The 13,095-nt window shown below is 32.4% G+C and carries 15 protein-coding genes and 1 riboswitch; of the genes, 9 read left to right on the forward strand and 6 right to left on the reverse strand.

Translation table 11 applies throughout. The features are described from left to right. Nucleotides 1-27: 27 nt before the first annotated feature. From queC to coaA, 4 genes are all read right to left on the reverse strand, one after another. A complete protein-coding gene (gene queC / locus J6569_RS01945) occupies nt 28-684 on the reverse strand; it encodes a 7-cyano-7-deazaguanine synthase QueC (RefSeq protein WP_174799459.1) in 657 nt (218 codons plus the stop codon). A gap of 27 nt (nt 685-711) precedes the next feature. Continuing rightward, nucleotides 712-1,185 carry a preQ(1) synthase gene (gene queF / locus J6569_RS01950; protein WP_085165658.1) on the reverse strand — a complete coding sequence of 158 codons (474 nt, stop codon included), beginning with the start codon at nt 1,183-1,185 and terminating at the stop codon, nt 712-714. A gap of 3 nt (nt 1,186-1,188) precedes the next feature. Next, a riboswitch (PreQ1 riboswitch) is annotated at nt 1,189-1,233 on the reverse strand. A 165-nt stretch (nt 1,234-1,398) separates the two neighbouring features. Further along, entirely contained in the window at nt 1,399-1,854 is a 456-nt protein-coding gene (locus J6569_RS01955) for a DUF1090 domain-containing protein (RefSeq protein ID WP_085165660.1), read from the reverse strand. 18 nt (nt 1,855-1,872) lie between these two features. Continuing rightward, a complete protein-coding gene (gene coaA / locus J6569_RS01960) occupies nt 1,873-2,808 on the reverse strand; it encodes a type I pantothenate kinase (protein WP_085165730.1) in 936 nt (311 codons plus the stop codon). A gap of 170 nt (nt 2,809-2,978) precedes the next feature. On the opposite strand from coaA, the gene yihI reads away from it, so the two are divergent. The 3 genes from yihI to J6569_RS01975 all read left to right on the forward strand — a co-directional run bounded on the left by yihI (nt 2,979) and on the right by J6569_RS01975 (nt 6,184). After that, a complete protein-coding gene (gene yihI, locus J6569_RS01965; protein WP_085165662.1) occupies nt 2,979-3,479 on the forward strand; it encodes a Der GTPase-activating protein YihI in 501 nt (166 codons plus the stop codon). Between the two features lie 326 nt (nt 3,480-3,805). Beyond that, nucleotides 3,806-5,176: an oxygen-independent coproporphyrinogen III oxidase gene (gene hemN / locus J6569_RS01970; RefSeq protein WP_174799457.1), complete on the forward strand. Its 1,371-nt coding sequence runs from the start codon at nt 3,806-3,808 to the stop codon at nt 5,174-5,176. Nucleotides 5,177-5,374: 198 nt separating this feature from the next. Further along, the gene (locus J6569_RS01975) at nt 5,375-6,184 is read left to right on the forward strand and encodes a hypothetical protein (protein ID WP_085165666.1); all 810 of its coding nucleotides are present in this window, start codon (nt 5,375-5,377) and stop codon (nt 6,182-6,184) included. Nucleotides 6,185-6,294: 110 nt separating this feature from the next. Here the strand turns inward: J6569_RS01975 and rsmC are convergent, their stop codons facing one another. Then, a complete protein-coding gene (gene rsmC, locus J6569_RS01980; protein ID WP_085165668.1) occupies nt 6,295-7,335 on the reverse strand; it encodes a 16S rRNA (guanine(1207)-N(2))-methyltransferase RsmC in 1,041 nt (346 codons plus the stop codon). Nucleotides 7,336-7,423: 88 nt separating this feature from the next. Between rsmC and J6569_RS01985 the strand changes: the two genes are divergently transcribed. From J6569_RS01985 to cyaY, 6 genes are all read left to right on the forward strand, one after another. After that, a complete protein-coding gene (locus J6569_RS01985; protein ID WP_085165670.1) occupies nt 7,424-7,831 on the forward strand; it encodes a DNA polymerase III subunit psi in 408 nt (135 codons plus the stop codon). Continuing rightward, nucleotides 7,800-8,261, forward strand: coding sequence for a ribosomal protein S18-alanine N-acetyltransferase (rimI, locus tag J6569_RS01990; RefSeq protein ID WP_085165672.1), 462 nt, complete (start codon nt 7,800-7,802; stop codon nt 8,259-8,261). Before J6569_RS01985 ends, rimI begins: the two co-directional genes overlap by 32 nt. A gap of 35 nt (nt 8,262-8,296) precedes the next feature. Then, complete coding sequence (locus tag J6569_RS01995) at nt 8,297-8,917, forward strand: thiamine diphosphokinase (RefSeq protein WP_296301107.1); 621 nt, start codon at nt 8,297-8,299, stop codon at nt 8,915-8,917. 89 nt (nt 8,918-9,006) lie between these two features. Beyond that, nucleotides 9,007-9,783, forward strand: coding sequence for a hypothetical protein (locus tag J6569_RS02000; RefSeq protein ID WP_296317363.1), 777 nt, complete (start codon nt 9,007-9,009; stop codon nt 9,781-9,783). Then, nucleotides 9,784-10,296: a surface-adhesin E family protein gene (locus J6569_RS02005; protein WP_085165678.1), complete on the forward strand. Its 513-nt coding sequence runs from the start codon at nt 9,784-9,786 to the stop codon at nt 10,294-10,296. A gap of 99 nt (nt 10,297-10,395) precedes the next feature. Continuing rightward, nucleotides 10,396-10,707, forward strand: coding sequence for an iron donor protein CyaY (cyaY, locus tag J6569_RS02010; protein ID WP_296301105.1), 312 nt, complete (start codon nt 10,396-10,398; stop codon nt 10,705-10,707). 77 nt (nt 10,708-10,784) lie between these two features. Here the strand turns inward: cyaY and uvrD are convergent, their stop codons facing one another. Continuing rightward, nucleotides 10,785-12,965: a DNA helicase II gene (gene uvrD / locus J6569_RS02015; protein ID WP_174799454.1), complete on the reverse strand. Its 2,181-nt coding sequence runs from the start codon at nt 12,963-12,965 to the stop codon at nt 10,785-10,787. Nucleotides 12,966-13,095 lie beyond the last annotated feature (130 nt).

The following is a 13,095-nucleotide window of genomic DNA, read 5'->3' on the forward strand; positions in this document are numbered from 1 at the left end:
GGTGAGAGAACCCAATGATGAATGAATTTATTTAGCTTGAGCCATATATTCTTGTAGGCCCTTATTGCGCAATAAACAACTTGGACACTTACCACATCCCCCTTCAACACCGTAATAACAGGTGTGGGTATGTTTTTGAACATAATCAAGATAACCTAGTTTATCAGCCATTTCCCACGTTTGCGCTTTAGTCAAATACATCAGTGGCGTGATGAGATTAAACGCATAGTCCATGGCTAAATTCATTGATACATTCATTGATTTAATAAAGACATCACGGCAATCTGGATAACCACTAAAATCGGTTTCACAAACTCCAATAATAATGTCAGAAATTCCTTGTTGCTTAGCATGACAGCCAGCCAAAAGTAAAAAAAGCATATTACGCCCATCAACGAAGGTATTGGGGTAATCGCCATCTTGAGCGGCTTTAATTTCTTGAGCGTCATCAATCAACGCATTATTTGTAGTTTGTTTGATAACTGAAGTATCAATGACGGTTTGTTTAATACCAAGATCATCAGCAATCCTTTTAGCTTTTTCAAGCTCTATTGCGTGACGTTGACCATAGTGAAAACTGATTGCCTGAACGTTTTCACGTCCATAATCAGCAATGGCTTGCAGTAAGCAAGTGGTTGAGTCTTGCCCACCAGAAAATATAACTAGTGCTTTACGAGTTTGCATTAACTGTTCCTGTTTGGATAGATTAGATTAGCGATTATCCACTTTTTCTGGATACATGTCGTGATTGGCTAATCGATTAGCCGCAACTTGTTCCCAATGAGTATCCGATTTGCCATAATTGGCATAAGGATCAATCGAAATGCCACCTCGCGGAGTGAATTTTCCCCAGACTTCGATATATTTAGGATCCATTAATTTAATCAGATCTTTCATAATGATATTAATGCAATCTTCATGGTAATCGCCATGATTACGAAAGCTGAACAGATAAAGTTTTAACGATTTACTTTCGACCATTTTAATATTGGGCACGTATGAAATATAAATTGTCGCAAAATCAGGTTGCCCTGTGATAGGACAAAGACTAGTAAATTCTGGGCAATTAAATTTAACAAAATAATCGTTATTCGGATGTTTATTAGCGAACGTTTCGAGTATTTCAGGACAATAGGTTGTTGGATAGCGAACAGACTGATCGCCTAGTAGTGTAATTTTACTCATTATTTTTCCTTAGTTTTTTAGCGTGGGAGGTTCACGAACCACGTAACAAGGCGCACACCATACTCTTTTTGCTTTAAAAAGTCTAGTATGACAATAGATTTATAAAAAATGTAAAACTAACACCGTCAACAATAACTATTGATGGTGTTAATAATAAAATATCGTTGAAGAGCAAATAAATCAAGAATCGGGAAATACTCTGCCTGATATCGTTTATTTCGCTCCCAATTCTTTATAAAAATCAGATAATTTAGTTTTAGCTTCATTAAGTTCTTTTTCAGCATCAGCTAATTTTGTTTGTTGTTTGACAATTTTCTGTTCATTATCTTTATCTTTCGCTTTTGATTTTGATTTTGATTTTGCTTGTTCTAATTCTTTAGTTCTTTCAGCCACTTTATTTGATTTTTCGTTAATCTCTTTTTTATATTTGGCTTCTAAATCATCATTTGAACAATGCTTATTTAAGTTACGTAATGATTTTTCAAGCCCTTGGATTTGATGAGAATTATTATTTTTTTTAGCATAATCAATCTGTTTTTCAATAGCCTGTTTTTTGCTTTCACACGTAAGTCCCTTTAGTTGTTCATTTGAAGCATAAGCACCAAATGATAATGAGATAGCTAATGTAATGACACTCAATTTACTTATTAACCGAATTACTGATTTCATACGAATTTTTCCTTAATTTTATTTTCTTAATTGAACACAATTGACTTTATGATCTTTACCTTTAGTTAGAATAAGGTTCGCTCGTTCTTTTGTAGGTAAAATATTTTCAACTAAATTTAATTCATTAATTTCTCGCCAAATACGATTGGCAATATTTGTAGCTTCATGTTCTGGAAGTTTTGAGTAGTGATTAAAATAAGAGTTAGGATCGCTAAATGCACCCTCCCTAAATTTTAAAAACCGATTTACATACCAATCATGTAATAATGACATATCAGCATCAACATAAATTGAAAAATCGACATAATCCGAAACAAAAACTCGGTTATTCGCTTGTGGATAATTCAGTGTACTTTGCAGTACATTCAAACCTTCAAGAATCAAAATGTCAGGACTATCAATAACGATTTCTTCATCTTCGACAATATCATAAACTAAATGAGAATAAACGGGTGCTTTAACTTGTGCCTGTCCTGATTTTATATCAGCAACAAAATTAAGCAATTTTTTTATATCGTAAGACTGAGGAAACCCTTTTTTATTCATTATTCCATGTTCTTCAAGATATCTATTTGGATATAAAAAACCATCAGTTGTTACCAAAGATACTTTGCGATGTTCAGGCCAACGGGTTAATAATGCTTGTAGTACTCTAGCGGTAGTACTTTTACCTACAGCAACACTGCCTGCAATGCCAATAATGTAAGGTGTTTTTTGACTTTTACCTAAGAATTTAGATAAAACAGCTTGCCGATTAAAATTATTGCTGATGTAATAATTAAGTAATCTAGATAAAGGTAAATAAATTTCACTCACTTCATCCATGGATAAATCTTCATTAATACCTTGTAACGAAACTAATTCATCTGCAGTTAAAGTCATTGGTACAGTATTACGTAAGCTAGCCCATTCTTGACGATTAAATTTCAGATAAGGGCTTAAGTGATTTTTCATTTTATATTGTTCTCTAATTCGATCTAACAAATTTATTTGACTCAGATTATACATAAATTTCTTTTTTTACAATCTTAAATTAGCATGACGTCATCATCATAGCTATATTCTGGACTTACTGATAAAATACGTTTGTAAAATGATTAACCCTAATATTAGACAGAGATTTTATGTTAAAAAATAAATCAAAACAGAAAGCTAAAAAAAGCCGTCAAGAGATTAATGAAGAATCTCGGGAACTGAAGCGTAAACGCAAACACAAAGGTTTACCAAGTGGCTCTCGCTTTAATAAGCTAGATAATAATAAAAATAAAAATTCGACAAAAACAACCAAAGATCCAAGAGTGGGTAGCAAAAAACCTATTTCTTTAATTGTTGAAGATTCTAACAATATAGAAAAACCTGTTAAACAATCTAAACCAATTAAAACGATTTTATCGCCACAACAAGAATTAGAACAGTTAGAGAACGATCCAAAATTAGATATGTTACTTGATCTAGTCGAGCAAAATGTCAAACTCACTAAAGATCAACAAATTTATCTTGATAGAAAATTGAATCGTATCGATGAACTGATGCAAAAGCTTGGTTATACTGATGAAGACTTTGATGATTTTGAAGAATTAGACGAAAAGAAAGAAGATATTGTTAGTTTATTAAAACGAAACTAATGATAGTAAAATATAATCGGCAATCGTGATAGTGTGTGTCTTGATATCAGTAGGAATATAATCTATTGGATTATATTCCTACTGATAATTTAAGCTTAGAATCCATTATTTTTATTCAGTCAATTAATAATTAACAGTGAGCAAATCATAGTGCCAATATTAATTATGTTAAGTTTATATTTTGGGTTGTTGATTTGCACATTGTTATATTTAAATAAAACTAATCGAATCAAAATTAAAACCAAAATCAAGAACCAACAAAAAGCAATAGTAAAAATTCATAAAAATAACAACACTAAAGATAGACATAAGTGGAAGTAAAAAGCATGACTGATACGCAATTATGGGATCAAGCGATAATTGAAAAATATAATTATTCTGGCCCAAGATATACCTCTTACCCTACTGCACTTGAATTTAACGAAAAATTTAATGAGCAGGAATTTTTATCGGCAGCAACTCGTTATCCTACAAAGCCGTTGTCGCTTTATGTACATATTCCGTTTTGTCATAAGCTTTGTTATTTTTGTGGTTGTAATAAACTTATTACTCGCCAAACACAAAAAGTTACCAAATACCTTGATATTTTAGATATTGAAATTGCCGAACGTGCAAAATTATTTAAACATCGCACGGTAACACAAATGCACTGGGGTGGTGGTACACCAACTTTTTTAAACGATGCTGAAATTACTCGATTGATTACCTCGTTAAAAAAGCATTTTAATTTTGTTGCTAATGCCGAACTATCCATCGAAATTGATCCGCGTGAAATTACACCACAAACAATTGACCATTTAGCAAGTGTTGGTTTTAATAGGCTAAGTATGGGAATTCAAGATTTTAATCACGAAATCCAAAGCCTAATTAATCGTGAACAAGATGAAACATTAATACGGTCTCTTATTAATCAAGCACGTAAAAATAATTTTCACTCAATTAGTTTAGATTTAATTTATGGCCTACCAAAACAAACCATTGAAAGTTTTGCCGAAACGCTTAATAAAGTGATTGAGATTTCTCCCGATCGTTTAAGTGTATTTAATTATGCCCACTTACCAAGCCGTTTTGCTGCCCAACGAAAAATTAAAGATGATGATTTGCCTAATGCCAATCAAAAATTGCAGATCCTACAAACTAGCATTAAAAAGTTAACCGAAGCTGGTTATCACTTTATCGGTATGGATCATTTTGCTAAGCCCTCTGATGAATTAGCTATTGCTCAACAAGAAAATAAATTGCATCGTAATTTTCAGGGGTATACAACTCAAGGCGATGCTGATTTACTTGGACTTGGTGTGTCGGCCATTAGTATGTTAGGTGATAGTTATGCGCAAAATCAGAAAGATATAAAAATCTATCAAACTCAGGTTGAGCAAAAAGGACATGGATTATGGAAAGGATTCACCTTAAATCGTGACGATAAGATTCGTCGTGATGTGATAAAACAGCTTATCTGCCATTTTCATTTAGATAAAAATGTCATTGAACAGCAATACCAAATTCAATTTGATGATTATTTTTCCGAAGATTTAAAATTACTAGCTCCATTGCAAAAAGATGGATTAGTGACAATCAATAACAATATAATCGAAGTCCAACCTAAAGGACATTTATTGATACGCAATATTTGTATGTGCTTTGATATTTATATGCGAAAAATGGCAAGGCAGCAGCAGTTTTCTAGGGTTATTTAATTTGAAGTCGTTTGTCAAATTGCCGTAAACAATATGAGTAATTCCTACAAAGTAAATATTATGATAATATTTATTCTAATTTAATAAAAAATAATAAATAAATTATTTATTTTATTGTGATTAAAGGTTAGCTTTTAAATTCACAATTTTAGCCTTAGACATGAAATTTTTATTTTTAATAAGGAGTATATTGATAAAATGGCATTGATGAATAAATTAGTAGAAGTATTTCCAACTCGCCCTTTAAAAGTCATGAATTTAAAGCAAGAAGGCTCAATGCATCAAATAAGAAGATTACTTGCAGCAATAATTCTCTTTGCGTTAGCTTTATTTATGGCCATAAGAAATTATCCTGGATTAATTGATGATTATAAAATATCACAGAATCCTGTTGTGGTTGACTATGATGTAGAAGGAACATGTCGTGCAAGACGTATGGTTGATAACTGTTCAGTGAAAATTACTACTGATACAGGACAAGTTATTAAGCGTGATTATACTTTCATTGGGGGGAAAAAAGGAAATTATCAAGTTGTAACTGTCGCTTCGGCCGATGATCCATCACTAGTAACAATCAATTTAGCTATTGATAATATGCGGACTGTATTTGTGGCTACTACTGGTCTTATTCTTTTGTTGTTGTTGGTTACATGGATGAGTTTAGGATGTTTCTTAAGAACACATAAAATGATAAAAGTTATCAAGGAAATTAACGGGCAAAAATTAACACCTGTTATTGTACCAGTTAAACTAGTCTCTTATGGTAAAATAATAACTGCCTTATATCGTGCAAGCAATGCACAAGGAATAAATGCTAAATATGCAGCCAATTTTAATAAAGACTCAAACGGTGGACCAATCATTATAGGTGATAAGATTAGAAATAAATGTAATGTGTTGGCCGTAGTTGGAGAAAGCAACTCTGTTCCTATTCTTCTTGACCAAGAATTTATGCGCTGTGATTTTACCTATAATGAAATGCAGGCATTAAAAGAAGCTCTCTCTTAATCCAGATATGATATCAAGAATAGTGAAATCAGTTTGTTATTAAATATTTAAATTTTATACCTAGGGCGATAACATCGCCCTATTTTTTTAAACAAAATAAACAGCACTTATTAATGGCTTGCTAGATAAACCTTAAATTTCGTCGTTTGGGCAATCACTTCAACGCTTTTGAATGTTTCATCTAAAATGGTTTGATACGGTAAAAATGAATTTGCCACAATGCACAAATAACCATTTAATTTTAGGTGTTTTTTTGCTTCTTTGATTAACGTATTAACGGCCGTGTAATTAGTCTGTTTACCATCATGAAAAGGTGGATTCGAAACAATAAGATGATATTTATCATTTAGATTTGAAAAAACGTCACTCGCTACAACTGTGGCATTAACATGATTACGGTTTAACGTGGCTTTACTTGATTCAATTGCTGCACAGCTTACATCAGATAACGTTAGTGCTATATCAGGATTTAATTTACCTAGCACCGTGGACAAAATGCCCGAACCACATCCCACATCTAATACATTACCTTTAATAATATCAGTACGATCCATCAATGCATTTAACAATAATTCACTACCAGCATCTAAGCCTTTTTGGCTAAAAACACCAGGTAAGCTTTTTATTTCAATATTCTGATTTTCAATAGTTAAATGATAACTTAACCACCATTCATCAAGATTAAATACTAAACGGCTATCTGCCTGAAAATGATATAAACCACAACGTCTTGCGCTATCGATTTTTTGAATTGTACCAAAATCATTCAATAAAGCTTCCACGCTTTTTACACCTGTTTTATTTTCACCTATGATAAAAATATCACTACCTTTTGGCATATTATGCAATAAATAAGAAAGCTGAAATTGTGCTTCGCTTTTAGTTTTTGGCCAATAGTAAATCAGTGTATTCATTCCTACGTAAAAATCCGCTTCTGGCAATAATGAAAAATAGGTGTGATTGCCTCGTGCACTAGCTTTTAGACGTAAATAAGTATGAAATTGTGTGCAATGAATCTTAACTTGATTTGCCGACATAATAGATGGATAACTATCCTGAATATCACCAGCTATCAGCACATTTTTATCGTTAAAAAATGTTTGGTGACGCTCAAGTACTTGACTTGCTGGGGTAAAAGCAGATGTTGCCATATTTCCTCAATGAAAAACCTTTATAAATTGATGCATTGATTATACAATTAACTATCTTTAATCTCTAATAAAAAACAGTAAGTCAATAATGACACTACAAGATTGGTATCTAAAACAGTGCAACATAACTCAATACGTTTTGAGGAATGCTAATGTTTTCAAAGGTGAAATAGCGACACAAATAAGTGAAGAAATTAGATTGATTGTAGTTGCAGAACAAAAACCAACACAAAAAATCTATTATGATATTTTAAATGCTATCCATCTAACTGAAAAACAAGTATTGTTTTTAACGCCACAACAATTAATTATTCCTGCTGATGAAATTAATACAGTAATTTGGTTTATTGATATTACCTTGGATGAGTCTTGGATTAACCCATTAACTATTCAAACAACCAGTTTAAATCAGCTTGCAAAAGCACCACAACAAAAACGCCTACTATGGCAACAATTATGTCAATATGAAAACTATTTCCATCCTCACCGAACATGATTTAAAAAAAGCTTTTGAATTAGAAAAGATTTGCCATGCAATTCCTTGGTCAAAACAAACATTCTTTTCAAACCAAGGTGAACGTTATCTCAATTTTAAAATAACGATTAATAACCAAATAGTTGGGTTTTGTATTTGCCAACATGTAGCAGATGAAGCAAATTTATTTAACATTGCAATACATCCCGATTTTAGAAAGCAAGGACTAGCAAGAGAGCTGCTCAATCATTTAATAGATGCGTTAATAACGATAAAATCGCCCTATCCAATCTCAACCCTTTGGCTTGAAGTCAGACAATCAAATACGGCAGCACTTAAGCTTTATCACACGCTGGGATTTAACCAAATAACGATTAGAAAAAATTATTACCCAACAACTAATGGTAAACAAGAAGACGCTATTATCATGGCATATACTTTGGCTTTATGATTTACCAATAAAATGAGCAAAAGGAAAAAAGTGTAATGTCACAAAATAGAGCTTTACTTTTTATTAATGGCGAGCCACCACAACATGACTTTCAACATTTGGATAATTATACTTATATTGCTTGCACAGATGGGGCTTATCATAATTATCTGTCGACTTTGTCAATCGAACCAAACTTTATTATTGGCGATTTAGATAGCTATAATCCTAACAAAGCAATTCCACCTAAAACTAAAATTATTCATACACCTGACCAAAATAAAACTGATTTTGAAAAAGCAATTTTGTTTTTAGCAGGTAAAGGGGTGAAAGCATTTGATGTTTATGGTGCTAGTGGTCATGCTAGCGATCACTTTTTGGGGAATATTTCTGTTGCAATAAGATATTATCATCAGTATCAAATTACCTTTTATGATAATTATTGTCATTTCTTTTTTGCAAAACATCATCAAGAAATAACCAATGTAAAAGATCATATTATTTCACTAATGCCATTTTCGAAAGTAACTGGTGTAACCATTACAGGCTTTCAATACCCCTTAATTGATGCCACATTATCGCTAGGAGGAGTTGTGAGTTTAAGAAACAAAGCGATTAGTGATTTGATTAAAATATCCTTTAAAAACGGTGATTTAATGGTCTTCGTTGAGAATTGAAATAATGTCAATTGACATTTATATTTACATTACTTTACAATCTTCCTTTACAAAAGAAGAAATATAATTGTGGTTCAAGGAAATTCGCCATGCTTCTCAAAAAACTTTCTGTGCTAGTTTGCGCATCTTTCGTTTCTTGTGTTTTTGCCCAAACAAATAATATACAGGATGAAACAGATAAGGTAATTGATACATTTTTGCAATGTGATAATCAGTTTTTTGAACAATTATCTAAACACCAAGAGTCAATAAATCAATACGTTGATTTAGCAACCACTCCCGATAATGTAACTTATATTCCTGTTGAATCTATTCAAAAACCCGACAAAAATAAAGTCATGTTTAAAAAACCACTTAAGTATCATGGTTTAGAAATTGTTGGCTATCAAAATATTTATATTTCAACTACTTTATCTGGTCAGTTTCTTTATTGGGGATTTATCTTTGATAACAAGCAAGATGAAATTAAAAGTGCTTTAAGCCATATTAATTGGTTACACTATAGCCAAAATACTTACATAGCAAACGCCAAAATTTATGATAGAAAATCAAAATCTAAAACATGGGAAGATGATATTTATGCCATCGATGGTGTTATTCCAAGGTTTGGTACAATTAATAAAGCGCTTTATTTAGAATCTTCTGCTAATAATCAAAGTAGTATTTTTTGTTCTATTCAAGGCGATTTAGAAAAAGAAACAATTCTTACGACTCGCCCAGATCTAAAACCAATCATCGAAAAACAAGAAGCTGAACTGCAAGAGCGAATTAAAGCAAATCAAGAAAAAATGCAAAAAGAAAAACAACAAACTCAATCACAAGCTAATCCTACAGATACTAACTCAAAAGATGGAGAAAAAATTTAAATGAAAAAGGTCAATTTATTTTTAATTCTCTTTTCTTTTGCAGCATTCAGCCATGCCTCAGGGGAAAAAGCTAATATTGATACGAAAGCAAATGAAAATACTGCTGTTGAAAGTTTAAAAGATCCAAGAGTAGGAGAACAATTCATTCCAACATCAAAAACTAACGACAATAATACTATTGGCTATTCATTTTTAGATAGAAAATCGATCAACCTTCACCCTTTCAACTCCAAAATTCGTGTATTTAGTGAAGTGACTAATTACAGCCCAGCATTGATACAAAAAAATGATGATGGTACAGAGACACCCTATCATTCCATAAAGATCGAATATTATGCCAATTGCGACAAAATGGAGTTAGCAAAAGGAAAACTTAGAACAATCGAAAATAATTTTGGTGATGGAAAATTAGTCAACACAATTGAGATAGCAAACCGTTGGATAGCTATCACTCATGATAACGAGCAATACAAATTACTTGCTATTGCCTGTTCCTTACCACTTGCTAAATAGTAAATCAGTACCTACTTTTACTCTTGCCACCTTGCTGTGGCGGAGTATATCCATTTATGTTAATATCGCTCTATTATTTATTTGAATGAATATCCCTTTATGAATATCACACAATTCCATACCATTACCGAGCAGTTATTCAGCAAAATCGAATTATTCTTGGATAATTATGTAAATGAGCATGACATCGATTTAGACTATGAAACAAACGGCAATGTCATCACCATTAGTTTTCCCAATGGTAGTAAAATCATTATTAATACCCAAGAACCACTCTTTCAGGTATGGCTAGCCACTCAAAAACAAGGCTATCATTTTGATTATATCGATAATAATTGGATTTGTAATCGCACCGACAAGTCGTTTGATCAAATTTTTTCTGAATCTGTAAAAGAACAAGCTGAGCTATAATGTATAAAAAACGGGAATTAGTTTAACAATTAGTTCCCGTTCAAGATAGTAGTCACAAAATTTTACTTAAAAGAAATCTACAATAAAGTAAGATTTGCTAATTTAACTACTAGCCATTTTATACCTTCATTAACAAAAGCAATTTGTACTCGCTTATGATCACCTTCACCATCAAGATTAACAATAGTTCCTTCACCAAAACGTTTATGTAACACTTTACGACCTAATTTGTAACCATCACATTGAGGCTTCTTTTTAGGGTAAGACTTTATTTTTTCAGGCGACATTGTTCCTTGATAACTAATTTCATTTAACTTATCAATAGGTAATTCAGACAAAAAGCGTGAAGGTAAATTACGCTCTTCACGACCATATAGACGCCTTATCTGAGCTAATGATAATGTTAGATACTTACGTGCTCGAGTAATACCAACATAGGCAAGACGACGCTCTTCTTCAAGTTTATCGAAGTCTTGAGAAGATCTTAAGTCTGGGAATATACCCTCTTCTAGTCCTACAATAAAAACATTATCAAATTCAAGACCTTTGGCAGAATGCAGAGTCATTAGTTGAACGGTATCTTGTTCACTAATTACATCTCTGCTTTCTAATGACGTATATGCTAAAAATGATTCTAAAACAGTTAATGCCTTACCCGTTTCTTTATCTTGAATAAGGTTATTTTCATTAAAGCGATAAAACTGCTCAGCGGCCGATACCAATTCTTCAAGATTTTCCAGCTTTGATTGCCCTTTAATACCAGGCTCTTGCTCATACATTTGCAATATGCCAGATAATTTGATAATAATATCAAGTTGTTTATAAAATGGTTTAAGCTCTACTTTATCGAAGATTGATTCTATTAATTCCAAAAAACGACCAATCCCAGAGCTTTGCCGTTCAGTAAAAGCATTGGTTTGGATTAGCATTATACATGCATCCCATAATGAAATATTATACTGCTTTGCAGTCAATCTAATTTTATCTAGCGTGACATTACCAATACCTCGAGTTGGGGTATTGATTGTAGCTTCAAACGCCATGTCATTATTGTGGTCATGTAATAGCCGTAAATAAGCAAGCGCTAATTTAACTTCTTGTCGTTCATAAAAACGAATAGATCCATAAATTTGATAAGGTAAACCTGCTTGCAACAATGTATCTTCAAATATACGTGATTGTGCATTATTACGGTACAATATCGCACAGTCTGCGTACTTTCCACCTTCGTCATGGAATTTTTTTATTTGACCAACAACAAATCTTGCCTCATCAATATCATTAAAACCAATATAAAGCGTAATCAGTTCACCGCCGCCTATATCTGTCCATAAAGTTTTACCCAACCGGTTCTGATTTTTCGATATTAAATTATTAGCTACATCTAAAATGTTACCAGTTGAACGATAATTTTGTTCCAACCTAATAATTTCAGTTTCAGGGTAATCGTTTATAAATAATTGGAGATTATCCGCATTAGCACCACGCCAACTGTAAATAGATTGATCGTCATCGCCTACAATCATTACATTAGCTGTATTACCTGCCAGTTTTTGTACCAAACGATATTGGATCTTATTAGTGTCTTGAAATTCATCAATTAAGATATTACAAAAACGATGATGACAATAATTTAAAACGTCTTGATTATGGCAAAGCAGCTCATACGTTCTTAAAATTAATTCTGAAAAATCAACGTATCCAACTCTATCGCAAATAGTCTGGTAGTCTCGATAAATCGCCTGCCACATCACTTGTTTAGGATCTTCAGGAACAATATCTTCCGCTCGGAATCCTTTTTCCTTTTGAGTAGAAATAAAAGCAGCACACTGTTTTGGCGACCATTGTTTTTCGTCGATTTTTAGCTCGTGAAAAATTCGCTTAATAAGCCGAATTTGATCTTCAGTATCAATAAGTTGAAAATTAGGAGGTAACTTAGCTTGCTCAGGAAACATGCGTAACAAACGATGAGTAAGCCCATGAAATGTACCCACCCACATACCATTAAAATAACCCTCACCTACTAATGCTTGAATACGTTCTTGCATTTGAATAGCCGCTTTATTGGTAAAAGTAACCGCAAAAATTGAGCCAGGTGAATAACTCTTTTCAATACAAAGCCAAGCAATACGATGAACTAAAACACGCGTTTTGCCACTCCCTGCACCTGCAAGAACAATTGAATATTGACTATCGGTAGTAACTGCTTTTTGTTGCTCTGTGTTTAGGCCATCTAATAATAATTTATTAATTTCCATTACATGCAAACCTATTTTGATAATAGAAACCGTCAAGTAACATTATTGTTGAAAGCGTTATTAATATTTTCATCATATTCCGAATACGTTTGTCCACTGTGATCTAACAGAATATAAATAAAGACAAAGC

Origin of the sequence: Gilliamella sp., assembly GCF_024104075.1 — a bacterium.
Taxonomy (GTDB): domain Bacteria; phylum Pseudomonadota; class Gammaproteobacteria; order Enterobacterales; family Orbaceae; genus Gilliamella; species Gilliamella bombi.

What these genes read in the sequence shown, in the direction of transcription:
- queC (WP_174799459.1), bottom strand. Translation starts at nt 684, where the DNA reads ATGCAAACTCGTAAAGCACTAGTTATATTTTCTGGTGGGCAAGACTCA.
- queF (WP_085165658.1), bottom strand. Translation starts at nt 1,185, where the DNA reads ATGAGTAAAATTACACTACTAGGCGATCAGTCTGTTCGCTATCCAACA.
- J6569_RS01955 (WP_085165660.1), bottom strand. Translation starts at nt 1,854, where the DNA reads ATGAAATCAGTAATTCGGTTAATAAGTAAATTGAGTGTCATTACATTA.
- coaA (WP_085165730.1), bottom strand. Translation starts at nt 2,808, where the DNA reads ATGAAAAATCACTTAAGCCCTTATCTGAAATTTAATCGTCAAGAATGG.
- yihI (WP_085165662.1), top strand. Translation starts at nt 2,979, where the DNA reads ATGTTAAAAAATAAATCAAAACAGAAAGCTAAAAAAAGCCGTCAAGAG.
- hemN (WP_174799457.1), top strand. Translation starts at nt 3,806, where the DNA reads ATGACTGATACGCAATTATGGGATCAAGCGATAATTGAAAAATATAAT.
- J6569_RS01975 (WP_085165666.1), top strand. Translation starts at nt 5,375, where the DNA reads ATGGCATTGATGAATAAATTAGTAGAAGTATTTCCAACTCGCCCTTTA.
- rsmC (WP_085165668.1), bottom strand. Translation starts at nt 7,335, where the DNA reads ATGGCAACATCTGCTTTTACCCCAGCAAGTCAAGTACTTGAGCGTCAC.
- J6569_RS01985 (WP_085165670.1), top strand. Translation starts at nt 7,424, where the DNA reads ATGACACTACAAGATTGGTATCTAAAACAGTGCAACATAACTCAATAC.
- rimI (WP_085165672.1), top strand. Translation starts at nt 7,800, where the DNA reads ATGAAAACTATTTCCATCCTCACCGAACATGATTTAAAAAAAGCTTTT.
- J6569_RS01995 (WP_296301107.1), top strand. Translation starts at nt 8,297, where the DNA reads ATGTCACAAAATAGAGCTTTACTTTTTATTAATGGCGAGCCACCACAA.
- J6569_RS02000 (WP_296317363.1), top strand. Translation starts at nt 9,007, where the DNA reads ATGCTTCTCAAAAAACTTTCTGTGCTAGTTTGCGCATCTTTCGTTTCT.
- J6569_RS02005 (WP_085165678.1), top strand. Translation starts at nt 9,784, where the DNA reads ATGAAAAAGGTCAATTTATTTTTAATTCTCTTTTCTTTTGCAGCATTC.
- cyaY (WP_296301105.1), top strand. Translation starts at nt 10,396, where the DNA reads ATGAATATCACACAATTCCATACCATTACCGAGCAGTTATTCAGCAAA.
- uvrD (WP_174799454.1), bottom strand. Translation starts at nt 12,965, where the DNA reads ATGGAAATTAATAAATTATTATTAGATGGCCTAAACACAGAGCAACAA.